The organism is Campylobacter sp. CFSAN093224 (genome assembly GCF_012897395.1).
GTDB classification, from domain to species: domain Bacteria; phylum Campylobacterota; class Campylobacteria; order Campylobacterales; family Campylobacteraceae; genus Campylobacter_D; species Campylobacter_D jejuni.
Genome location: NZ_CP040607.1, coordinates 375,013 through 397,113, shown reverse-complemented (window position 1 = coordinate 397,113; position 22,101 = coordinate 375,013). Strand labels below are relative to the sequence as shown.

Annotated in this window: 21 protein-coding genes and 3 pseudogenes; 4 read left to right on the top strand and 20 right to left on the bottom strand. The window is 29.8% G+C overall.

The annotated features are described in order from the left end of the window. Positions 1 to 402 precede the first annotated feature (402 nt). Complete coding sequence (locus tag FBF11_RS02080) at positions 403 to 1,140, bottom strand: hypothetical protein (protein ID WP_002868719.1); 738 nt, start codon at positions 1,138 to 1,140, stop codon at positions 403 to 405. Beyond that, positions 1,133 to 2,359 carry a membrane protein gene (locus FBF11_RS02075; protein WP_002868718.1) on the bottom strand — a complete coding sequence of 409 codons (1,227 nt, stop codon included), beginning with the start codon at positions 2,357 to 2,359 and terminating at the stop codon, positions 1,133 to 1,135. The genes FBF11_RS02080 and FBF11_RS02075 overlap by 8 nt, the downstream gene beginning before the upstream one ends. 127 nt (positions 2,360 to 2,486) lie before the next feature. Between FBF11_RS02075 and FBF11_RS02070 the strand changes: the two genes are divergently transcribed. Continuing rightward, complete coding sequence (locus tag FBF11_RS02070; protein ID WP_002858665.1) at positions 2,487 to 3,071, top strand: YigZ family protein; 585 nt, start codon at positions 2,487 to 2,489, stop codon at positions 3,069 to 3,071. Positions 3,072 to 3,114: 43 nt separating this feature from the next. Here FBF11_RS02070 and FBF11_RS02065 read toward each other — a convergent pair whose 3' ends face one another. The 6 genes and pseudogenes from FBF11_RS02065 to FBF11_RS02040 form a co-directional block, all read right to left on the bottom strand. Next, entirely contained in the window at positions 3,115 to 3,498 is a 384-nt protein-coding gene (locus FBF11_RS02065) for a hypothetical protein (protein WP_057097022.1), read from the bottom strand. A gap of 74 nt (positions 3,499 to 3,572) precedes the next feature. Beyond that, positions 3,573 to 3,908 (bottom strand): hypothetical protein, encoded by a 336-nt coding sequence (locus FBF11_RS02060; RefSeq protein WP_002859498.1) that lies wholly within the window; start codon positions 3,906 to 3,908, stop codon positions 3,573 to 3,575. Further along, positions 3,898 to 5,475, bottom strand: a complete 1,578-nt coding sequence (locus FBF11_RS02055) for an ABC-F family ATP-binding cassette domain-containing protein (protein WP_002858735.1) — start codon at positions 5,473 to 5,475, stop codon at positions 3,898 to 3,900. The genes FBF11_RS02060 and FBF11_RS02055 overlap by 11 nt, the downstream gene beginning before the upstream one ends. A gap of 129 nt (positions 5,476 to 5,604) precedes the next feature. Further along, positions 5,605 to 6,021, bottom strand: coding sequence for a hypothetical protein (locus FBF11_RS02050; RefSeq protein WP_052798898.1), 417 nt, complete (start codon positions 6,019 to 6,021; stop codon positions 5,605 to 5,607). A gap of 12 nt (positions 6,022 to 6,033) precedes the next feature. Further along, positions 6,034 to 6,667, bottom strand: a pseudogene (locus FBF11_RS02045) (toxin-antitoxin system YwqK family antitoxin). Positions 6,668 to 6,675: 8 nt separating this feature from the next. Further along, positions 6,676 to 6,903, bottom strand: a complete 228-nt coding sequence (locus tag FBF11_RS02040; RefSeq protein WP_002855619.1) for a superinfection immunity protein — start codon at positions 6,901 to 6,903, stop codon at positions 6,676 to 6,678. A gap of 168 nt (positions 6,904 to 7,071) precedes the next feature. Here FBF11_RS02040 and FBF11_RS02035 point away from each other — a divergent pair, with 168 nt between their 5' ends. Both FBF11_RS02035 and FBF11_RS02030 read left to right on the top strand, forming a co-directional pair. Beyond that, positions 7,072 to 7,281 carry a transcriptional regulator gene (locus FBF11_RS02035; protein ID WP_002858725.1) on the top strand — a complete coding sequence of 70 codons (210 nt, stop codon included), beginning with the start codon at positions 7,072 to 7,074 and terminating at the stop codon, positions 7,279 to 7,281. Positions 7,282 to 7,369: 88 nt separating this feature from the next. After that, positions 7,370 to 8,299, top strand: coding sequence for a hypothetical protein (locus FBF11_RS02030; RefSeq protein WP_223209688.1), 930 nt, complete (start codon positions 7,370 to 7,372; stop codon positions 8,297 to 8,299). 4 nt (positions 8,300 to 8,303) lie between these two features. Here FBF11_RS02030 and FBF11_RS02025 read toward each other — a convergent pair whose 3' ends face one another. Further along, the gene (locus FBF11_RS02025) at positions 8,304 to 8,876 is read right to left on the bottom strand and encodes a YceI family protein (protein WP_002855621.1); all 573 of its coding nucleotides are present in this window, start codon (positions 8,874 to 8,876) and stop codon (positions 8,304 to 8,306) included. 73 nt (positions 8,877 to 8,949) lie between these two features. Beyond that, on the bottom strand, positions 8,950 to 9,312 hold the full coding sequence (locus FBF11_RS02020; protein ID WP_002858673.1) for an HIT family protein: 363 nt from the start codon (positions 9,310 to 9,312) through the stop codon (positions 8,950 to 8,952). Positions 9,313 to 9,419: 107 nt separating this feature from the next. On the opposite strand from FBF11_RS02020, the gene FBF11_RS02015 reads away from it, so the two are divergent. Continuing rightward, a complete protein-coding gene (locus tag FBF11_RS02015; RefSeq protein WP_057097031.1) occupies positions 9,420 to 10,124 on the top strand; it encodes a putative metalloprotease CJM1_0395 family protein in 705 nt (234 codons plus the stop codon). A 63-nt stretch (positions 10,125 to 10,187) separates the two neighbouring features. Here the strand turns inward: FBF11_RS02015 and FBF11_RS08620 are convergent. The 10 genes and pseudogenes from FBF11_RS08620 to FBF11_RS01970 all read right to left on the bottom strand — a co-directional run bounded on the left by FBF11_RS08620 (position 10,188) and on the right by FBF11_RS01970 (position 22,077). Continuing rightward, positions 10,188 to 10,397, bottom strand: a pseudogene (locus FBF11_RS08620) (hypothetical protein). Between the two features lie 34 nt (positions 10,398 to 10,431). After that, positions 10,432 to 11,109: pseudogene (locus tag FBF11_RS02010) on the bottom strand (hypothetical protein). A 168-nt stretch (positions 11,110 to 11,277) separates the two neighbouring features. Then, complete coding sequence (locus FBF11_RS02005; protein WP_002868707.1) at positions 11,278 to 12,999, bottom strand: GMC family oxidoreductase; 1,722 nt, start codon at positions 12,997 to 12,999, stop codon at positions 11,278 to 11,280. A 1-nt stretch (position 13,000) separates the two neighbouring features. Next, positions 13,001 to 13,729, bottom strand: a complete 729-nt coding sequence (locus FBF11_RS02000; protein ID WP_002855611.1) for a gluconate 2-dehydrogenase subunit 3 family protein — start codon at positions 13,727 to 13,729, stop codon at positions 13,001 to 13,003. 135 nt (positions 13,730 to 13,864) lie between these two features. Then, positions 13,865 to 14,569, bottom strand: a complete 705-nt coding sequence (locus FBF11_RS01995; protein WP_168977449.1) for a tetratricopeptide repeat protein — start codon at positions 14,567 to 14,569, stop codon at positions 13,865 to 13,867. Further along, positions 14,569 to 16,398 carry a dynamin family protein gene (locus FBF11_RS01990; protein ID WP_002886620.1) on the bottom strand — a complete coding sequence of 610 codons (1,830 nt, stop codon included), beginning with the start codon at positions 16,396 to 16,398 and terminating at the stop codon, positions 14,569 to 14,571. The genes FBF11_RS01995 and FBF11_RS01990 overlap by 1 nt, the downstream gene beginning before the upstream one ends. Continuing rightward, positions 16,388 to 18,574 carry a dynamin family protein gene (locus FBF11_RS01985; RefSeq protein WP_057097033.1) on the bottom strand — a complete coding sequence of 729 codons (2,187 nt, stop codon included), beginning with the start codon at positions 18,572 to 18,574 and terminating at the stop codon, positions 16,388 to 16,390. Before FBF11_RS01985 ends, FBF11_RS01990 begins: the two co-directional genes overlap by 11 nt. A gap of 27 nt (positions 18,575 to 18,601) precedes the next feature. After that, positions 18,602 to 19,327: a fumarate reductase iron-sulfur subunit gene (locus FBF11_RS01980; protein ID WP_002854302.1), complete on the bottom strand. Its 726-nt coding sequence runs from the start codon at positions 19,325 to 19,327 to the stop codon at positions 18,602 to 18,604. Further along, positions 19,320 to 21,311 carry a fumarate reductase flavoprotein subunit gene (locus FBF11_RS01975; protein ID WP_002874537.1) on the bottom strand — a complete coding sequence of 664 codons (1,992 nt, stop codon included), beginning with the start codon at positions 21,309 to 21,311 and terminating at the stop codon, positions 19,320 to 19,322. The genes FBF11_RS01980 and FBF11_RS01975 overlap by 8 nt, the downstream gene beginning before the upstream one ends. Next, on the bottom strand, positions 21,295 to 22,077 hold the full coding sequence (locus tag FBF11_RS01970; protein ID WP_002854660.1) for a fumarate reductase cytochrome b subunit: 783 nt from the start codon (positions 22,075 to 22,077) through the stop codon (positions 21,295 to 21,297). Before FBF11_RS01970 ends, FBF11_RS01975 begins: the two co-directional genes overlap by 17 nt. Positions 22,078 to 22,101 lie beyond the last annotated feature (24 nt).

Sequence of the window (22,101 nt, the reverse complement as noted above, 5' to 3'; positions counted from 1 at the left end):
TTTTAATCTTTTTAATTATTAGATTGAATAGATTTTACATAATTGCTTATGCCTAAATCTGTTCTGGCTCAATCGATCACTTATTTAGATTTCAAAGATTGACTAATAAGATTTGAATAACAATACTAATTTAAAAGAACAAAACAAAAAATCATTTTTAAAAGAAAAGTTTTTAAATTAAAAAACAAGATTTATAAAAAAGCTTTTAGTTTATAAGACAAAAACCAAAAGAGTTAATTTATAAAATCTACTAAGCTAGTGAAACTTTATAATTTAAAAGATTTTAAGTCCTTTTTTCAAAAAAGGAAATGAAAGTATAACCAATTAAACTTAAAAGGGGATTAAACAAAGGATTAAATAGTATAAATATTTGTGTAAGTATTTATATAAGTATAATGGGGGCTATATTTTAGAGCACTCGTAATTTTTATTTTTTATATTAACAAATTGACTTTTAAGTGTTTTAAAATCTGGAATATAAACATAACCGCTAAGCGTATCTATAACGATACAAAGAGCATGCTTTTTTGATAACAAACGTATAATGCAATCTGAATTATTCTTTGCTAAAGTTTTTTCATAGGCATAATTGGCATTTTTTAACGGAGAATACACTCTGCCCATTTCATCAAATACTAATCTAGTAAATCCTGAACAAGATCCTTTGAATTCAACCTTTTCTATTCCGAATCTTTTTGTAAGATTAAATCTTTGTGTAGTTTTTTCATCATCTTTACTAATAACTCCACTTTGACCTGAATTCATTAATTTGTTATGATTGATTACATCAACAGCAATTTCTCTATCTATATTGATTTCAGTTTTACCTAAATTAGCATTTCCATCGCCATTTTTATCCAAGAAAATAGTATATGTTTGATCATAACCTGTGGCAGCTGATTTTATAAAATAAATCTGCCATTTACTTTTAAACCACTCTCTTTTTGCAATAGTCAACTCATCAACTCTTATACCTTCTTGCATCATGGCTAAACTTTGGGTATATTGGATATCATTAAGAATTTGTATCGCACCTTCTAGTAGATTGTCTTTTTTTAAGTAAAGACTGCCTAAATTAAAAACTATACCTAAAATGAGAATTATAAACACAAATTCCAACAAACTGAAAGCTTTAATCATAGTTTAAAATCTGATATACTTTTTCATATTTTCCAAGTTTTACTTTAACAATTTTTTTGTCCATATCATGCTTATCGGCTTGTTTTAAAGCTTTTAAATAAAACTTATTGCTATTTTTTATTCCATAAAATCGCAATCTTTTTTGCAAACTTGGGGCTGTTGCAAGCTCTAAAACATCTTGTTTTTTTAATTCTAGTGCCAATTCTTTAGCAAAATGATAATTATTGGCAAAATGACGATTTGGATTGTTTATAAAATAATACAATAATTGATTAGCGACGATTAAAAAGTAACAAAATATCAAAAAAATTATAGAACATTCTATAAAGATTTTATACCTTAATCGAAAAACTGGTAATCTCACCCTATAACTTTGCATTAAAGTTTTTATAAGCAAAGGAGTGCAAATAACACAAAAAGGCAAAAAATCATCTAAAAAAAGTTTTTGTCTTAAAGAAAGCAACAAACAAAATACAAATGTTACGCTCATTAAAAACCATAATAAATTTTTATATTTTTGAAAAGTCAAACGATAAATAGTATAAAAAAAATACACAAAAACCAAAGGAGAAAAACATGCAGCAAAAATTCCTAAGGTATCTAAAAAATAACCTCTTGGACGACCACCTGTATCAAAACCATAAAAACTGATACTCGCTCCAAACAAAACAAGAGATAAGGTAAATAAAATAGCATTTCTTTTATAAATCCCAAAAAAGAAAAAAGTTAAAAATAAAATATTAAAAGATTTATCAACAAATAATACTATAATCAATAATATATAAAAAAGCCATTTTTTTTCATATTCGTAAGCACATAATATAGCAAGGGTTAAAAAAATCACCAAAGATGCGGCATTAACCAGTAAAGCACTTGCAACAGTACCCGGCAATAAAACAAATAACAATAAAGAAAAAAAAGCATCAATTTTAGTTTTAGTATATTTTAAAGCTAGCAAATACAAAAGCAAACAACTTAAAAAATGAAAAAATAAAAAAGGAAGCCTTAAACCAAAATCATTTTGCCCAAAAATAAAAGTTCCAAAATGAGATATATAATAAAGCAAACTATGAGAAAAAATAAGTGATTTACCCTGCTCACCAAAATAAATATCAGCTTCATCAGCACTAATACTCAGTGTTGAAGTTCCATAAAGCAAAGCCAACAAATCAAGACTAAGTAAAATGATGATAAGTTTATAATTTTTGATTTTTTCCATAATGAAAATTTTACAAAATTAAACTTAAAATATCAATGCAAATCATACAAATATCAAATATCTTAAAAATTAACATCAAATTGATTTTAGTTTTTATAAGTATAATTTTAAATAAAAGAAGGCAAAAATGCAAACTATTGATCAAATTTTTCAAACACAAATCGATATTAAAAAATCTACTTTCTTATCTTTTCTTTGCCCTTTTAAAGATTTTAAATTTTTAATAGAAACACTAAAAAAAGAACATCCAAAAGCCGTTCATTTTGTCTATGCTTATCGTGTTTTAAATGATTTCAATCAAATTGTAGAAGATAAAAGTGATGATGGAGAGCCTAAAGGAACTTCTGGAATGCCAACTTTAAATGTTCTAAGGGGCTATGATCTTATCAATGCGGCTTTAATCACTGTAAGATATTTTGGCGGTATAAAACTTGGTACAGGGGGACTTGTAAGAGCTTATAGCGATGCAGCAAATGCTGTGATAAATAATTCTTCTTTACTTTCATTCGAATTGAAAAAAAATACAACCATTGCTATTGATTTAAAAAATTTAAATCGTTTTGAACATTTTTTAAAAACTTATTCTTTTAATTTCACAAAAGATTTTAAGGATTGCAAAGCTATATTACATATCAAATTAAATGAAAAAGAGGAGCAAGAATTTGAAATTTTTTGTAAAAATTTTGCACCTTTTGAAATAGAGAAATTATAAATTCTTGCAAGTAAATATAAAAGCTCCAAAATGGAGCTTTTGATTAAATTGCGTTCAATAAATCATTTAACAAAGTATTATTCTTACTTTGTTCATTTGCACCTTGTTGTGTAAGATCATTATGAACGCTAGCACTTTGAGCTCTCATAGACAGCTCGCCTTCATTTTGTCTAAAACGATAAGCGTAAACATTTGACATTTGAGCATAATTACTTAAATTTGAATTTGAGTTTTGCGCATTGCTTTGAAAACTACTGCTAGAATTTAAAGCATCTCCGCTTGACTTCTCATCCGCCTTATTTAACATATCCATAAAATCAGAATCTCCAGATGAAGAATAATCTTCAATCTGTTTATCCACCTGTTTATACTGACCATTAATAGCATCGTATTCATACGAGCTAATCGTTCTATAATTTACCTGCATAGTTTTCTCCTTTCAAAATATGCAAAAACTATACAAGCAAAAAGCGTTCCTTTTTATGTAAAAATTAATGTTTTTTAATCATGGTGAGTAGGCAAATGCTCCACATCAAGCTCATTGTTGGCTATAAATTCCTCCTTGGCTTTTTTACAGTTTTCATCACGCATTTTGCGGTATTCATTGCGAATGGTGATTTCTTTATCGCTTAGAGGTCTATCTTCTAAAAAACTGATATGAAAATAAGTATCATCGCTCTTTGAATAAGTTTTATAAAAATCTATATAGTCAAAATAATCCTTGCCATTATCAAACTCTACGACCTCTTCTATATAAATCGTAGGTCCAAAACCCTTGTGATTTTGCGTATAGTGCCCAAAACCTGCGCTGTATTGAATTCTAAATTTAGCCATCATTTTCTCCTAAAAATTCTTGATAAGTTCCACGAAAATCCGTAAGCTTACCATTTTCTAAATGCCAAATTCTATTAGCAAAAGCAGAAACTAACTCCCTATCGTGGCTGATACAAAGCACTACACCTTTGAAATTATACAAAGCTTCACCTAGTGCAATAATACTTTCAAGATCTAAATGGTTATCAGGCTCATCTAAAAGCAAGAAATTTGGACGCTCTAGCATTAAACGAGAAAGCATTAAACGGTGTTTTTCACCCCCACTTAAACTTGCTGCCATCTTTTCTTGATCACTGCCACTAAAAAGCATTCTACCTAAACACTTACGGATTTCATCTAGATCTTTAAATTTTTCACTCATCAACCATTCATAAAGTTTCAAATTTTCACAAATTAAATTACTTGTATCTTGAGGAAAATATCCAAGCTCTATAGTTGCCCCAAGATGTATGGATCCACTATCTGGACTTATAGCATGGGCGATGATTTTTGCCAAAGTACTTTTGCCCACACCATTTGCCCCAATCAAAGCGATTTTATCATTTTTTTCTATTTTTAGCTCCAAATTTGAAAACAATTGTTTATCATAAGCCTTGCCTATACCTTTAATTTCTAAAACTTCATTACCTATTTCACGATTAGTTCTAAATACTATACTAGGATCTCTACGGCTTGAAATTTTAATCTCTTCAAGCTCTAGTTTTTCAAGCGCCTTAGCACGGCTTGTGGCTTGTTTTGCTTTAGAAGCATTTGCACTAAAACGGCGAATGAAATTTTCTAATTCTTCTCTTTCTTTTAAGGTTTTATCGCGTTTAAGCTCAGCTTGTTTTGCCAAAAGCGTTGAAGCCATATACCAATCATCATAATTTCCCGCAAAATCACGAATTTGTTTAAAATCCACATCCAAAATCCTTGTGCAAATTTTATTTAAAAAATGCCTATCATGAGAGATGACAACCAAAGTTCCTTCATGTCTTAAAAGTTCATTTTCAAGCCAAGAAATCGCCTCTAAATCAAGGTTATTTGTAGGCTCATCTAAAAAAAGCGCATCGGCACCTAAAAACAAAACTTGAGCTAACAAAACTTTAAATTTATCCGCACTTTGTAAGGTGCTCATTAAAGCATCGAAATCTTTAATCTTTAAAGAACTTAAAATTTTTTCACAACGTGTTTCACAATCATAATTTGGATCTTCTTCAGCCGTTATTATCTCAAGCTCACCTAAACGCTCATTGATCTCATCAGTAAATTCCTCGCTCATATAAAGCTTTTCTTTTTCTTTTAAGGCCTCATATAAACGCTTATTTGCACACATCACTGCATCTTTGATGGTGTAGTTTTCAAAAGCAAATTGATCCTGTCCTAAAACTGCGATTTTCAAGCCTTCATCAAATACTATTTCACCACTACTTGACTCAATTTCTCCTGAAAGAATTTTCAAAAAAGTCGATTTTCCCGCACCATTAGCACCGATAAGTCCGTATCTTTGTCCTCGAACAAGTTTTAAATTAACATTTTCAAATAAAAGCTGATTTGCAAAACGCATAGTAAGATTTTTTACTTCAACCATGATTTTCCTTAAATTTTTTACTTATAAAAATTTTTAAGAAATTGTATCAAAAAAAGACTTGAAATTAATTGAGTATAAAATATTAGTAAGTCATGAAATTAATTCTATTGACTTACTTTAATAAAAATATTATTGGAAATCTCCATTGATATAAGTTATATCTGTAATTTTCACTTGATTTATGTTAGAAACCTTATAAACAACACTCCAAAGACCTTTTCTCTGTTCCCCTTTTAATGCAGCATTAATCGTAGCCATACAAGAATCAAAATTAAGATCAAAATTTGAAATGGAATTAATTTCGATCATATCAGTGTAATTTACCATTCCATCATGCTTGGCTATTTCCTTGAGGCCTTTTGCATAATCTTCATAATCAATCTCTTGGGCTTTAAGTCCGGATAATTCATAAAGATTTTTAAAAATTTCACTAGGAATTTTTTCTTTAAGATTTGAAACAACTGCCGTATTATCACATTTGTCTAATGAGTTGGCCTGAAGCAAGGCAAACCCCATTAAGAAAAATAAAATTACTTTTTTAAACATATCTAAACTCCTCTAATTTTTAGGTTTTGCTACTAAAATACCATTTTTATATTCTTCTTCTCTTACAATCTCCCCTTTTTTTATATTCTCTAAAGACTCCATTTTTAAGTCCATTTTTATAATTTTCTTCGTCTTCTAAGGCGCCATTTTCATCATAACGCTTTTGTACTCCATCAAATTTACCTTTATTATCAAAATTATAATCACACATTAAAGTTCCATTTTCATAATATTCCTTGTAATTACCTTCAAATTCTGGCATACCATCTTCATTATAGCCAAGTAGTTTTCCCTTTGCTCTCATATTTCCATTCTCATAATAGCTTGCAAAATCACCATATCCGCGATTATCTTTAAAATGCACCTCCTCAAGTAATTGCCCATTTCTAGAATATTCCCTGCTAATTCCATCTTTTTTTCCATTTTTATAATTTTCTTCAGCTCTTAGCTGACCATTGTCATAAAAAGCTCTTTTTAACCCATGTATTCTTGAATCTTTATTATAGGGAATTTCTTCTTTTAAATTTCCATTTGGATATTTGTTTTGCTGAACTCTAGCCACATCGCTAGGTTGTCCAGGAAAATCACTTCCACAACCACTTAACAACATCGCAATTAAACTACAAATGCTTAAAAATTTTGTCATTTTTTCTCCTATTTCTCATTTTTTTCTTTAATAATAATAGTTTGCTTAAAACTTCCCGTAAAAGACCATATTAAACAAACAAGCCAAACAATAATAGTCCAACCAAAAAACAAATTTAGCAAAGAAATTATCAGCCAATTAGAATGCTTTCTGCTCAAACCAATAATAGCGGGCAACATGTATAATACAAACAATAATATTGTTACAAAAATAGACCCGCCACTTGCACCTTCCATGTAATTCTCCTTAAATAAAAATTTTATAAAAACTATTATTCCATACTATAACTTAATTAATATTGAAATATTAAATATATTTTATATAAAAGATTGAATATTTCAAGTGTTTTTAATAAAGAAATTTTAATGTAAAATTTTTTAAAGGCTAAATTTTTAAGGTAAAAAATGACAAAAAAGAGCAAGCGTGATATGGCATATGAACTAGACATTGATGTTAGCACTTTATATAATTGGAGAAAATATAAACCCAATTTATATCGTATTGTTATGCTTGGCTTTAAATTTGATGAACTTTTAGATAATAGCAAAAAAACTCATGAAGAATTACTCCATATAGAACAAACCATACAAGATGAAATTGCTAAATTTAAATAAAATCCGCTTTTAAGCTTTTTTCTATACAATTATCACTTTTATTAAAATCAAGGATTTGATAATGTTTTTATTAGATTTTTTAATATCATTGAGTTTTATTTTTGAAATTTCAGCACTTGTATTATCCTTTTACTTTAAAAATTCAAAAATTTTCTTTTTAACTTTAGTGCTATTAGGAGCCAAGTTGCCTTATTTTTATACAAGTTTTTTTCAAGCTAATTTATTTGTAGCTTTATTTTTACCTATGATTTTTACTCTATTTTGCGTTGGAAAACATCATGTTTTAATTTTAAATAAAAAAAATATCGCTTCAATTACAACCCTTATTTTTATAGGCATTTTAAGTATCATTTTACCTAGAAATACTACTTTTAATAGTGCTGGTTTAGAATTTCATTTTATTGCATTAGATTTTTTTAAACCTGTGAGTGAATTAGGATTTTTATTTTTTTTAGTCGGCTTAATACTCATTTTTATCAAAACCTTTAAAACTAAAGAATATTATCTTCTTATCGCATTTTTTACTGCGTATTTTCAATTTTTATTCCAAGAAGGAGCAGGAATAAGATATTTTGAATTTGCAAGTTTGGTTTTTTGTTTTTATCTTTTAAATCACGCTTATAGGTTAGCTTTTTTTGACACCTTAACAAAGCTACCCAATGAAAAAAGCCTTACACGCTTTACAAAAGGAAAAAACAACTATATCATTGCCTTGCTTCATTTTAATGAACTAAAAGATACCAAAGAAAGCTATACCAAACTCATTTTAAAACAAATTGCAAAAATTTTAAAACGCTTTAGAGCAAAAATTTTTATCGTAGAAAATGATTTTATTTTAATTTTTAATGATAAAAATCAAGCTTTAAATCATCTTGCTTTTTTAGAATCCACCTTGAAAAACACGGAATTTAATTTAGAAAATGAAAATTTTAAACCGGATTTTAAATTGATTTGGCAAGAAAGTGAAGAAAATTTGGATAAAAATTTACAAAGTCTAAGAGCAAGACTCTTAGACTAAAAAATTATTTTTCGTTCGCTTCAACTTCGATATTTAAATTAATATCATCACTTAAAGTAATAGTTGAAGTACTTGTTGCAAATTTAAAATCAGAGCGTTTGATTTTTCCATTTAAAGAAAATCCTATTTTTTCTTTTCCATCTTTGCCTTTAGCTACACCGCCGATTTCAGCATCTAAAACGATATCTTTAGAAACTCCAGCTATAGTTAAAGTTCCTGTCATTTTGCCTTTTTCATTATCGATTTTTTCATATTTTTTCATTGTAAAAGTCATATCAGGATATTTTTTTGCTTTGAAAAAATCATCTTGTTGTAAGTGATTATCTCTTGTTTGATTTTCTGTATTTACAGATGCGATTTTTATAGTTACATCAAGCTTTTTAAATTCAGCACTCGCAGGATCAAAATCAATCACCGCAGAATAATCTTTGAAATTTCCTTTTACATTGCTAATTTGTAAATGTTTGATTTTAAAACCTACATCTGTATGTGCTTTATCTAAAGTATATTCTTTAGCAAACAAACCTGTGCTTAACAAAGACACCGCAACCAATGAACTCAATAAAACTTTTTTCATTTTTTTCCTTTTTTATAGTAATTTTCAATATAAAAATTTTATTAGATAAAACATAACAAATCATTAATAAAAATCAAAAAATTTTACTATTTAAAAATTTTACAAATTCTTCAAATTTAGGCAAATCAAGCTTTATTGTTTCTCTTTGCTGTTTTCCCCACATACACTCTGGAAAAAACGCATCTTCTTTAAATCTTGCCATAACATGAAAATGCACCCTTGGCACATAATTTGCAAAAGAGGCGATATTGATTTTTTCAGGTTTGTAAAATTCTATCATAGCCTTTTCACAAAATAAAATTTTTTCAAAAAGTTCCTTTTGCAACTCTAAAGGACAATCGCTAAATTCTTTATAAATTTCTTTAGTAAAAATTTTAAGCCAAGGCACTTGAGCCTCCTCTTTCTCTATATAAATCAAATCATTTTCATAAATCATTACATTCCTTTGAAATTGTATTTATGATTATTTTACAAAATTTATCAAATTTTTAAGTCAAAATGCGTTAAAATTCCTAAAAATTTAAAAAACAAAAAGGAGGATAAATGCAAATTAGTTCAAGTTATAACTCTTATGATTACTACTCTAGCAAACCTTCTTTTGATAAAACAAATCAATCTGATTCCACTCAAAAAGATGAAAAAAATCTTAGTGAAAATAAAGATGATAAAGAAAAAAATGGCGAACAAACCCAAATGGTTAATGGCGTAGAGCTAAGCCAAAAAGAAGTAGCTCAAGTTCGCGAACTCCAAAGTATCGATAGAAATGTAAAGGCTCATGAAGCTGCGCATCAAGCAGCGGGCGGCGGCTTAGCAGGTGCTGCAAGTTTTACTTATACAAGAGGCCCTGATAATCAAATGTATGCTACAGCGGGTGAAGTTCCTATCAGCATGCAAAAAGGAAACACACCAGAAGAAACTATAGCCAATGCAAGACAAATTGCAGCAGCAGCTATGGCTCCTGCTGATCCTAGCCCACAAGATTATAAAGTTGCAGCAAATGCTGCAAAAATGGAATTTGAAGCAAGAGCTGAAGCAATGAAGCTTAAAGCCGAAGAAACCAAAGAAAAAGAAGAAGAAAATAAAGAAAAAGATGACAAAAATTCAGAAAATAGCTTAGAAAAAACAAATAAAGATTCAAAAAACAACGATAAAAATTCAAATTTTGATAAAGACTTTAAAAATTTTGTCGCTAGAACTTATCAACAAAACTCACAAAATAACGACATTAAATTCAATATCGCATCTTAAAATTCTTAATTTAAATAAAAAATTTATGCCAATCTTCCTTATAAATAAAGCTTTGTTTTAAAACTAAACGGACATGTCTAAAAATTTATCTTTTTTATTATCTGCTTTATCCACATTTGTAGTATTACTTTGCTTCTCTTCTTTTTTGGCTTCTAATTTTTTGTATATTCTTGCCGTTCCATAAGCTTTAAAGTATCATATATTTGATGAACTTCCTTGGGTATACATTTATGGAAAACGATGACTTGAATTTGTATGTAAAATATTTAACATTTTTTATCCTTTTTATAATTAAATTTTTGCATTTTCAAGCCTTTATATCTATACTTTTTGGTGTAGAATTTAAAGAAAGGATTTTATTAAATTCTCCTGCATCATCATCACTAAATTTCATACCAAAAAGAAGTTCTAATTCTTTACTAGTGCTAAATTTACCTTCTAACAGTTTTTTTACAAGTTCGTTTCTTGTGCTATCATCTTTGTAAGTTTCTTTGTTTTTACTTTCTGCTTGTATAGGTTTAAAAGCTTCTTCTTTGTTTTCTTCTGAATTTTTTTGCGATGAATTAATATTTCTAAAATCGACTAAATATTTTTGTTGAAGCTCAAGATATTTTGTTTTAAATTCGTCTATATTTTTACTTGTATGAAAAACTTTAATATAAGCTTCATCATAACTCACCCCATCAACTTCCATCCAATGGGGTGATTTTGTATTTTCATCTATCCATTTAAATAAGCTTTTAACCTCAGATTCTGAAAATTCATTTTTCCTAAGTTTATCTTCTATTGATCCTTCAACCAATTCTACTTTATCGCTTAGTTTCACATAATCCTTGTACATATTTATAAAACTATTACCAAGTTTTTCTCTTGCTTCTTTTGTAAGCTCAGGATTTCCATTTTCAATACTTTCATCTCTAATTTTAGTAAGTGTCTATAGAGGATTATTTCCAAAATATCTATTAAAAGAACTTAAAGTAATCATCTTGTATACCACCCTCCAAGAGCAAACTCCATTTGCCTTTTTGTATAATTGTAGTTTAAATAAGAATTTATATCATTAATCATTTTTGCCTTCCTTGATATTATACTATATCGGCAGAAAATTAAAAATTTATAATCTTGAGAGTTTTCAAAAACTCTCAAGTTATTATCAAGCTAAGCTTTTTCCACTTTTATGATATTTTAAAATACCTTCAGCACAGCGATAAGCCAAAGCTCCCACAGTATCAGTTGGATTATATCCACTATTGTGTTGGAAATTTCCTGCTCCTACAACAAAAAGATTATCCGCATCCCAGTGTTGTAAATAAGTATTAACCACACTAGTTTCTCTATCTGCACCCATTGTTGTTCCACCTGTGTTATGAGTAGATTGATAAGGCACAACGCTATAATCCTTAAGATAAGCGCCTTTTTTGATTGATTTTACTCCTTGCATTCTTTTTGCTACCTCAGCTGTTTTATCTGTAATAAATTTATGCAAAGCTCTATCTTGATCGGTGAAATTATAAGTTAAGCGTAAAAGTGGCATACCAAAAGCATCTTTATAAGTTGGATCAAGACTTAAATAATTATTCTTATGAGGCAAAGAAGCACCTTGTCCTGCTACGGTAATAGCTCTTGTGAAATTATAGTTTAATGCTTTTTTAAATTCAGCACCCCAAGTTGGAGCTCCTGCTGGAAGTTGGGCTGATTGTATAGGGCGAGTTCCAAGCTGAACGCTATAAATCATAGCTCCATGAAGGAATTTTTCCTTAGAATGATCAAAATTATCTCCGTTAAAATCATCACTCGTAGTTCCTAAAGCACCTGAACCCATGAAGGTGTTAAATTGCTCATCAAAGAAAGCTGTTGTACCCATGTTCATTTGATAACAATAATTTCTACCTAAAGTTCCTTTACCTGTTTTTGGATCGTATTGCTCACCTATGTTGCTTACCATTAAAAGCTTAGCATTGTTAAACATATAACTTGTAAGCACAACTATATCAGCAGGTTGAATATACTCTTTCATCGTTCTAGTATCGACAAATTTTACCCCCGTTACTTTTCCGTCTTTTTTAAGAATTTGCGTTACATTGCTATAAATGCGTATAGTGTATTTACCTGTGCTCATAGCCTTTGGAATTACTGTGTTTAAAGGACTTGCTTTTGCGCCATACTCACAACCAAAACGCTCACAATACGCACAGTATTGACAAGGAGCTAAATCTTGACCATCAGGGTTTGTATAGCCACCTTTAGAATTTGAAGCTGGCAAACGATAAGTGTGTAAATTTGAACTTTTTGCTGCACTTTCAAATCGTTTAAGCATTTTAGTATTTTCAAGAGGTTCTTGTGGATAAGGACTGGATCTAAAAGCTCCCATTTTTTCCGCTAAAGGATTTGGCTCACCTGATACCCCACAGGTTTTTTCAAATCTATCATAATAAGGCTCCATATCCTTATAAGTCACACCCCAATCTTGCAAGGTATAATCATTACCTAATTTATTACCATATCTTTGTTTGCTTAGGGTTTGAATTTCAAAATCATAAGGCATAAACCTAAAAGTCCAACCATTCCAATGCACCCCTGCACCGCCAACATTATTACCCAATAAAAACGAACCCATTTTACGATAAGGCAAGGCTAAACCACTAGGATCATGGCGAAAAGTCACAGTGTCTTTCGAGCAATCTTGCATCAAACCATAATTAATCCCGTATCTCCACTCATCATGGATAAAATTAAAATTTTCAGTACTTTGCATATGTCCGCGTTCTAAACTAAGTACATTCAAACCTGCTTTAGTAAGCTCTGCAGCCACTATACCTCCAGTCCATCCTGCCCCAACTGTTACCACATCTACTTTTTTTAATACTTCAGCCATTTTAACTCTCCATATCTGCTAAACTCATAGGTTCAATGTTAAAAAATTCATCACTTGCAATTTTATCCACATAGCTCATTTGTGCGCCTGGATATTGCATCATTCTCCAACCATTTTTATTATCATTTCCGCCATAAATTGGATCAGCTAAAACTCCAGCTACTGTCATATCTCTTAAAAGAGTGAAAAAATAAGAAGATTTAAAACCCGTAGTTTGAATTTTTCCTTTTTCAAAATCGCTTAGAATTTTATCCTGATCTCCACCTTTAAGCAGAGAAAAAGATTTTTTATAACGCTTTTGAGCATTTTCTTCAAGAGCATGCACACCTTCTAAAAAAATATCTTTGCGTTGCATAGGAGTTTGATAGCCTTGTTCAGCTTTACCCTCAATGAAAGGTCCTTGCATATATTCTCTATCATTATAACCATAAGCACTAGCTAGCTGATTATCGATAAAATAAGGTACGCCTAAACCTATAGCTCCTTCTCCTTGCTCATCTTTAGGATAAATTCTTTCACAGGCTGCACTTAAGGTATCAAATTCAGTTTGAGTTTGAAAAAACATTCTACCTCTAACTTTATTTGATTTTCCTTGTGAAGCTTGATGCGAATGCGTAAGTTCTGCTGCCTTTAAAACAGCACCGCCACCTATAGTACTAGCTGCTACTACAGAACCACCTAAAAGCCCTAGTTTAAAAAAGCTTCTGCGATCAATAATATTGTCTTGCATTACTTCTCCTTGATAATAATTTAAATAAGACTATATTAGCCCTATTAATATAAATTTAACTTTAAAAAGCGATAAATTTTGTGTTATTCTTAATTTTATTTAAGAATATCTTTGAAAGTAATAAAAATAGAACTTTTAATAAAGCTCTATATCTTTAGAATTAAGTTCTTTATAAGCTGCACAAGCTTCTTGATGTTTTTGATCACAAGCCATACCAAAATATCTTTTTGCCTTTGTTAAATCTTGTTTTTCTAGTTGATTATAGCGTCCTAACAAATAACAAGACTCACCAAAACCTAAAGTGCAAGATTTAGAATAAAAAGCAAGGGCAGATTTTACACTTGCTTTAACAAGCTCTCCTTTATCATATAAAGACCCTAATTGATAACAAGCTCTTGCATTTTTTAAATCACAAGATCTTTTATAAAAACTTGAGGCCATTTGTCCATCTTTTTCTTTTTCATAAAATAAAGCTATATTATTACAACTTAACGATTCTCCTAAAGTACAAGCTTTATTAAAAGCCAAAAGAGCTTCATTTTTATAACCTTGATTTTGCAAAAGCAAAGCCATATTAGAAAACGCACTTGCTAAACCCAATTTACAAGCTTTATCATAAAATTTATAAGCTTGATTTAAATCCTTACTCATACCCTTAGCACTTTCGTACATAAAAGCTAAAGAAAAACAAGCTTTAGAAATATCTTTTTCACAAAGGCTTTTAAAAATTTCATAAGCTTTATCAAATTTATTTGCTTCATAAAGTTTTAAACCTTCTTCTAATTCACTTAATGCAAGTAATGAATTAAAAAATAAAAATAAAGCTAAAAATATTCTCATTAATCTTCCTTTATACTTTCTCTAACATTTAAAATCTGTACTCTTCTTTTTTGAAGTTCTGCTTTTTTAAGATCTAAAAATTTATTTTTTTCTTGGATTAAATTTTGACTTTGTTCTAAAAAATTTTTTGCAATTTTTGTCAAAATAGGCTTATTAATAAGCAAAGTTTCAAACTCATAAACATTTAATTCATTTAAAACTCTTTCATAAATTTCGCTTTTTTTAGGATAAAAAAGTACGAATTCAGAACTATCAAGCTCATAAAGAACACGGCTTTCATTGATTTTACGACTAAAAAATGCAAGGCTTAGTTTCGTAGCATTTTCATAATTTGTAAAAGCCTTAAGATTTAATTTTTCAAAAAATAAATCAAGCTCTAAAATACTTTTAAATAAAAGCTCCTTAAAATCTTTCAAAAAGTACTCATCACTTGCATTGCAAAAAGCTCTTAATTCACTAAAATTTTTATCACTTTGGAAAATGTGATCTTTTTGTATGTTTGAAAATTCTGCTTTAAAAAGCAAAATTTCTCTTTCAAGTATGTTTATAAAATCTTTTAATTTCATCTTGATTTCTTCAAAAGATTTATAAAGTTCATTTTTGATTTTTTTAAACTCTTTACTCATTACATCACTATTGTAAAACATCGCCAAAAAAGCATCGTCGCTTGAAATATAAGGCGCTTTATAATCATATCTTGTGTATAAATCTTTCTTTAAAAATCCTTTGCTTTCTTTGTAAAAATAAGCATCTTTTTCCTTAACACTTGCAAAAATTTCACTAGAAATTCTTTCGCTAATGCTTTTAAGCTGTTCTAAAATCTGATGATTTAAAATTTCAATCTCTTTTAAAAAAAATTCATACGCTAAAAGTAAATGCTTTTCATAACTTTGAAATTGATTTAATAAACGATCAAAAATACCTACAAAAAGTTGGTTTTCATCTTCTAAAATTTCGCATAAATTTAAAATTTTTCTTTTAACAAATTTTTCTTTTAAAACTGTTGTATCTAGCTGAGTTAAAAAATCAAGCAAAGATTGAAAATTAGATTTTTCATAGCTTTGCTCATCTTTAGCTTCTTTGCAAGAAATGGCAATAAGCTCATTAAAATATTTTAAAAACACACTTTTTGCATAATTTAAAACATTATCTAGCTCTTCTGTGCTTAATTTATCTTTTTGATTTAATACACAAATGCTATTTTCTCCTAAAAGTTCTAAATTTGCTTTTATGGCATCTTCTTCACTTTTTTTACCTGCATTATCAATCAAACTTAACCAAATCGCTCCATGAATATTTTTAAGCTCATCAAGAGTTGTTAAAGTATCATTTTCATTTGCATTTAAACCTGGAGTATCTACAAGAGTGATTTTTTCAAGTAAAGGAATAGGTGCAAAAATATGCAAACTTTTTGCTTGTTTTACTTCATTTCTTTGATCCGTATAAAAGGCTAATTTTTCTATATTTGTGATAATATCACTTCCATCTTCAAATTCTACTCTTAAAAAATATTCTTTTGCATAGCGTAAAAAAGTAGGTTTAAAAGTAACAGGAACAACACCCGTAGGCAAACAATCACGCCCTAAGATCAAATTTAGCAAACTTGATTTACCACTTGAAAACTGCCCTATAATAGCGATATTAACATTCTTATCCAAAGAAAACACAAGCTCTTTTAATTCATTTTCTAAAGTATAACTTGCGTGCATAAAAGGCTCGTTAAGTTCCTTGCAAAGCTCTTGAATACGCCCTTTAAAACTATCATCAAAACTCACACTATAAGTATTTTCATAGGCTTTTATAAAATCATTTAAAAGATTAATCTGCATTTAAAAGCCCCATTTCAAGTTGTTTTAATTTTTCAATTTTTTCTAAATTTTCTTTAAAAGAATTTAAAATATTGGCATCTTGATTTTTCAGACTCTGTAAAACTTTTTCAAGACTTTCTAATTTTGATTTTTGATTTTTTTCATAATGTTTTAATTTATCATTTAAAAACTCAAAAAATGCTCCATTGATATTTAAAGAGTTTAAAATTTCGCTCATTTTAAATTCTTTAAAAGTATCAAAAATAACCGTATCTAAATTCGTTTCAAGCTCATATAAATCTGATTTTAGATTGCTTAATTTTTCAATTTTCAATCTTAAAAGTGCAAATTTTTCGCTTTGAAAAATACTATCTATATTTTTTGAAATTCCATCTTTAAAACCTTCAAAACCATTATCAAAATCATCTTTTAAAAAATCATATTTTAAAGATAAATTTGTTTTAAGCTCCTCGATTTTTTTAATATTTTCAAATTTAATTTCTCTTAAAATATCATTAATCCCATCTTTTGTGGTAATATCAACTATATTTAAAATACGAGAAAGATTAAGCTTTTGTGCATTATTTTTCAAATATTTAAACTCATCTATCAAACGTTCTTTTAATTTTTTAGCCAAAAGTAAAACAAGATTATCTATGCCACTATCTATATTTTTAAGTTTTGCAATGGAATTTGAAATTTCATCTTGTGCTTCTTTTAATAAGATATTTTGCTTTTGAAGTTCAAGTAAAAGCTTTTGATTTTCTTCACTTACACCTTGTTTATTCTCCTTAATAAGACGATTTTGCATTTCATATTCGCTTAGCATATTTTTAAGTTCCAAATGTAATTCTTTTTTGTAAGCTCTTAAGGCAATCTTGCTTTTTTCTCCTGCATAAAGCTCGTTAAAAAGATAGTTTTCAAATTCTTGCATACCACTTTTTTGCAAACTTTCCTTAGGTGCTAAACCTTTATAAAAATCACTTGCCATTTTAGCACTCACACATAAAAAATCAATCTTTTCCACCAAATTTTCATCTAAATCCACAAGTCTTGATTTTAAGCTTTCCTTGGTATAAACAATGACTTCTTCTAAATCCTTTTTGCTTAACAAATCCGCTTTAGTTAAAACAATTAAAAACTTACTCAGCCTTGAATTTAAAAGACAATGCACCAAAAAGTCTGCATCTTTTTGAGTCAAGCTTTGAGAAGCATTCATTAAATGAATTAAAAAATCACTTTCTCTAAGATACTCATTTGTAACAATTTCTCTTTGAACTACAACATCATCAAGTCCTGGAGTATCAACTATGGAAATATTATTTTTTAAAAATTCTAAATGACTTTTAATTTCTATTTTTTTAATTAAAGCTGAAATTTTATTTTTAGCTGAACTGAAATCTTTAAGCTCACAAAGTGCGATATTTTGTATTAAAGGTTTAACTTTGATAAAATCCTCTATATTTACACTCTTATCCAGCTTGTCAATAAATTCTTTTAAATCTGCATTAAAGTGCGAACTTTCAAGTATATTTTGCCATTCTTTTTTATCCCAAAAATATATCTTTGCTTCTTCACTCTTACCATAGCTTAATACTGTTAAATTAGCTGTTTCAGGTATGTTTGAAACCCCTAAAAAATCTTCTTTTAAAAGAGCATTTAAAAGGCTTGATTTTCCTGCATTCATCACGCCAGTGATGGCTATATTAAACTCTAAATTTTGAAATTTTTCCAAAGTTTTTTGAAGTCTTGATTTTAAATTTTCATCAAAACTTAGCTTTTGAAGCTCCAAATTAATGGTGTTTAATTCTTTAAAATCATTTTGAAATAAAGCTTTTTGATCTATACTTTGAACTTTTTCTTGAGAAATAAAATCAAACATTTCGGTATTTTTCGAAATTTTTTCTAAAATTTTTAGAGCCTTAAGTAAATCTTGCTTTGGAACAAAACCTGATTTCAAAAGATTTAAAATACAAATTTGAGCATTTTGTATACTAAAAATATCCACTCTTAAATCAATTTTTTTGCAAAGCTCTTGAAATTCTTTTAAGAGAAAATATCTTTCATAATTGTCTTTATTGACACTTAAAATAATCGCGCACTCGGCCGTATTAAGTTTGTTTTTATCTTGAAATTTAGCATCAAAATTTAAAAATTGAAGTTCATTTTGCCAAATTTTTTGGAATAATTCTTTCATAATCTTCCCCTTAAAAAGGGGAAAGATTTATTTATTTCTTTGAGCGACAAGTTGTCTTCTCATGTAAGCGATTTTACTTTGCAAAGGTAATTCTTTAGGACAATTATCTTCGCAAGCAAGCAATGACATACAACCAAAAACACCATCATCATCGCCCACTAATTCATAAAAATCTTCCACACTTCTATGGTCATGCGGATCTTGTAAATATCTAGCTGTTCTTAAAAGTCCTGTAGCAGCTATGAAATTTGGACGCATAAGTTTAGTTGCACAAGAAGCTACACAAATTCCACACTCTATACAACGATCAAGTTCAAAAGTTTCATCCGCAACTTCTGGCTCAATGCGTTCTTCAAGTTTAGAAATATCAGTTTCTTTTTCATTATGCACCCAGCTTTCAACACGCTTACACATGTCTTCAAACCACTCTCCTGTATTCACGCTTAAATCTTTAATATGCCTAAATGCAGGCATAGGCATAAGCTCTATCACTCCATCAGGATAATCTTTAGTTAAAGTTTTACAAGCAAGTTTTGGCACTCCATTAATCATCATTGCACAAGATCCGCAAATCCCTGCACGACAAACAAAGTCAAAACTCAGATCCGCATCCATTTTTTCACGGATCAAAGTCAAACATACAAAAACCGTCATAAAAGGAGTTTCTTCAAGCTCATAAGTCACAAAATGTGGTTTAGAAATTTTGCTTAAAGGATTATATTTAAATGCCTTTATTGTCAATTTTCTACTCATAATCAACTCCTATTCTTTGGTTTGGTGCTTTATATTTAGCTTGTAATTCATAAGGCATTAAAGCGTTTTGAATTTCATAACGACCTTTGCCTTCAGCTTCCATTTTTTCACGTATTGCATCCACTTCAGCTTGGCGTTTTTCACTTAAAGGATTTTCTATAATATTTCCTTTAGCTCCATATCCACGGAATGCTGGTGGAATTTCCATTTTCATAATATCAAGCTCTTCATATTCTATGCGTGGCAAGGTTTCGCCTTCTACCCAAAAAGTATTGGTTCTTTTCATCCAATTTAAATCATCTCTTTTTGGATAATCTTCTCTATAATGCGCCCCACGACTTTCTGTTCTTAAAAGCGCTCCATAAGCTACGCAAAGTGCTATTTTTAACATTCTTGGTACTCTATACGCTTCTTCAAGCTCTGGATTTGCACAATCAAGCTCTTTACAATGCACTTTAACATCTTGAGAATCTTTATAAAGTTTTTCAAGTTCATCTACTGCTTCTTTCAAACCTTCACCTGTTCTAAAGATAGCTACCTTATCCCACATAATTTCTTTCATTCTATTTTTAATTTCAAAAACATTATGTTTACCCTCTTTATCTACTAAAGATTTTAAATATTGATACTCTTTAGTTAAGAAGTCTTTTACTACATTTGTGTCAATTACTTCACCATTATTTTTACAATAATCTGCAAAATAATCTCCCACTATCATACCTGCTACAACAGTTTCAGCACATGAATTTCCACCTAAACGATTAAATCCGTGCATATCCCAGCAAGCTGCTTCTCCACAAGCAAAAAGTCCTTCTAGCCATTGACTTTCACCTGTTGGTTTAGTTCTAATTCCACCCATAGAATAATGCTGCATTGGAAGAACTGGCGCCCAACCTTTTGGACCTTCATCTGCTGGATCAATACCATTGAAAGTTTTGCAAATATCTTGTACATCGCGGAGATTTTTTTCCACATGAGCACGACCCAATATAGAAATATCAAGCCATAAATGATCCCCATAAGGGCTTTTTACACCTTTGCCTTTACGAATATGTTCCATCATTCTACGACTTACCACATCACGGCTTGCAAGTTCTTTTTTCTCTGGTTCATAATCAGGCATAAAACGATATCCATCCACGTCACGTAAAATTCCGCCATCGCCACGACAACCTTCAGTAAGCAAAATACCGCTTGGTACAATAGGAGTTGGATGAAATTGCACTGCTTCCATATTTGAAAGTCTGCAAAGCCCTGTTTCAAGAGCGATGGCTGCACCCGTTCCTTCGCAAATTACCGCATTTGTAGTTTGTTTATAAATTCTACCATAGCCCCCTGTTGCTATCATAGTTCCTCTTGCGATATAAGCAATGAGTTGTCCATTGGTTAAATCTCTAGCAATCACACCTAAGCATTTTTTACCATCATGGATAATTCTTACTGCTTCCATTCTATCAATAATTTTTACTTGATGTTTAATAGCTTCATTTGCTACACCATAAAGCATACAATGCCCTGTTGCATCTGCGATATAGCAAGTTCTCCATTTTTTAGTTCCACCAAAATCTCTAGCATTAATAAGCCCGTGCGCTTCTTCTTTTTCTTCAATCACAGTTTTTTGTGCATTGATTACAACAGTTCTTGGACCTTTAGTAACTCTAGTCCAAGGCACACCCCAAGCCGCAAGCTCACGCACTGCTTTTGGCGCAGTTTGAGCAAACATTCTTGCTACTTCTTGATCACAGCCCCAATCACTTCCTTTTACTGTATCTGCGAAGTGAAGATCTTCATTATCACCCTCACCTTTTGCCCCATTTGCTAAACTTGCCTGCATACCTCCTTGCACCGCTGCAGAGTGAGAACGCTTCACTGGACAAATACTTAAAAGTGTTACACTTTGACCACTCTTTGCTACTTCAATAGCCGCTCTAAGACCTGCTAATCCTCCGCCTATTACTAAAGCATCACTATATTGTATATTCATAATTTGCTCCATTGTAGTTTTTTATCATCGCAGTAGTTTGGGTTTGATTTTGGTAGTTTTCATAACCTATTTTTATAAATGCTGCAAGACTTAACACACCTAAAACTAGGAAGAAAATACTGATTATCCATTTAGCAGTTTTAAGCTTTTTGCGACTTTCTTTTACATTTTTTCCTTCAAACCAACCCCATTTAACACAAAGTCTATAAAGCCCTATACTTCCATGAAGTTCAACACAGACTAAAAGAACAGCATAAAAAAGCCACATAAAATGACTTACAACCCTATCTCCTGACATATCGCCGCTGATTTTATCTGCATTGGTTACAATAAAAATAAGATGAGCAGAACCTAAGAAAAACATAATAAAACCTGTAAAAGCTTGAACCCACCATAACGAAGTATCGCTGTGATTCATTTTTTTACTGTGTGTTCTTAGTATTTGATACTGACGGTAATTAATAGGAAATTTTCTCATTGCAAGTAAAGCATGAACGAAAAAAACCACTAAAACACAGGCGGCTAAAAATGAAGTAAGATAACTCATAACAGGATTATCGTAAACAAATTTTAATTCTAAAAAATGTACCACAGAATTAAAAAAATCCTCACTGACTAAAATTGTAGAAACAAAAAGCATATGCACCCACATAAAAAGACCTAAAAAAAGCCCTGAGGCGCTTTGGATAAAGTCTAATTTCGCAGGCATTTTACTTTTTTTGCCCTCAATGCTCTTACCCAAATAACCTTCGATAAGCTCACGCATCTTTACTCCTTTGTAAAAAGAAAT